The organism is Ruegeria sp. ANG10 (assembly GCF_040705255.1).
Classification (GTDB): domain Bacteria; phylum Pseudomonadota; class Alphaproteobacteria; order Rhodobacterales; family Rhodobacteraceae; genus Ruegeria.
In genome coordinates, this window is sequence record NZ_JBFCVU010000029.1 from 1 (window position 1) to 1,273 (window position 1,273).

General features: G+C 62.0%; 1 protein-coding gene. It reads left to right on the forward strand.

What is annotated here, in order from left to right; all coding sequences use genetic code 11:
- A partial coding sequence (gene glyA, locus AB1A64_RS22325; protein ID WP_366554361.1) for a serine hydroxymethyltransferase occupies positions 1–1,273 on the forward strand: 1,273 nt, incomplete at its 5' end.

Consider the following 1,273-nt stretch of genomic DNA (forward strand, 5'->3'; position numbering starts at 1 on the left):
CGGTTTTTTCACCCAATCCCTATCCGACCGTGACCCTGAGTTGTTTGGCTCGATCACATCTGAGCTGGGCCGCCAGCGCGATGAGATCGAGTTGATCGCGTCCGAGAACATCGTCTCTGCCGCCGTGATGGAGGCGCAGGGCTCGGTGATGACCAACAAATACGCTGAAGGCTATCCCGGTCGGCGCTATTATGGCGGCTGCCAATTCGTTGATATCGCTGAAAACCTGGCCATCGACCGCGCCAAGCAGCTGTTTGGCTGCGACTTTGCCAACGTGCAGCCGAACTCGGGCAGCCAGGCCAATCAGGGCGTGTTCCAGGCGCTGATCCAGCCCGGCGATACTATCCTGGGCATGAGCCTGGATGCCGGCGGCCACCTGACCCACGGCGCGCGCCCCAACCAGTCCGGCAAGTGGTTCAACGCGGTGCAATACGGCGTCCGCAAAGAAGACAACATGCTGGATTATGATCAGGTCGAGGCGCTGGCAAAGGAACACCAGCCCAAGTTGATCATCGCAGGTGGCTCGGCCATCCCGCGCGTGATCGACTTTGCCCGCATGCGCGAGATCGCCGACATGGTCGGCGCCTACCTGCACGTGGACATGGCGCATTTCGCCGGTCTGGTGGCGGCGGGCGAACACCCCAGCCCCTTCCCGCATGCGCATGTGGCGACGACGACCACACACAAGACCCTGCGCGGTCCGCGTGGTGGCATGATCCTGACCAATGATGAAGATATCGCTAAGAAAGTGAACTCGGCGATCTTCCCCGGCATTCAGGGCGGCCCGCTGATGCACGTGATCGCAGCCAAGGCCGTGGCGTTCGGAGAGGCGCTGCAGCCTGCGTTCAAGGATTACATCAAGCAGGTTGTCGTCAATTCGCAGGCGCTGTCGGACCAGTTGATCAAGGGCGGTCTGGACACGGTGACCCACGGCACCGACACCCATGTGGTGCTGGTCGACCTGCGCCCCAAAGGCGTCAAAGGCAACGCGACCGAAAGGGCCCTGGGCCGGGCGCATATCACCTGCAACAAGAACGGCGTGCCGTTTGACCCGGAAAAACCAACCATCACCAGCGGCATCCGTCTGGGTTCGCCCGCTGGCACCACCCGCGGCTTTGGCGAGGTCGAATTCCGCCAGATCGCCGACTGGATCATCGAAGTTGTCGACGGTCTGGCCGCCAATGGCGAAGACGGCAACAGCGCCGTCGAAGCCAAGGTCAAGGCCGAGGTCGCAGACCTCTGCGCCAAGTTCCCTCTATACCCGAACCTGTAA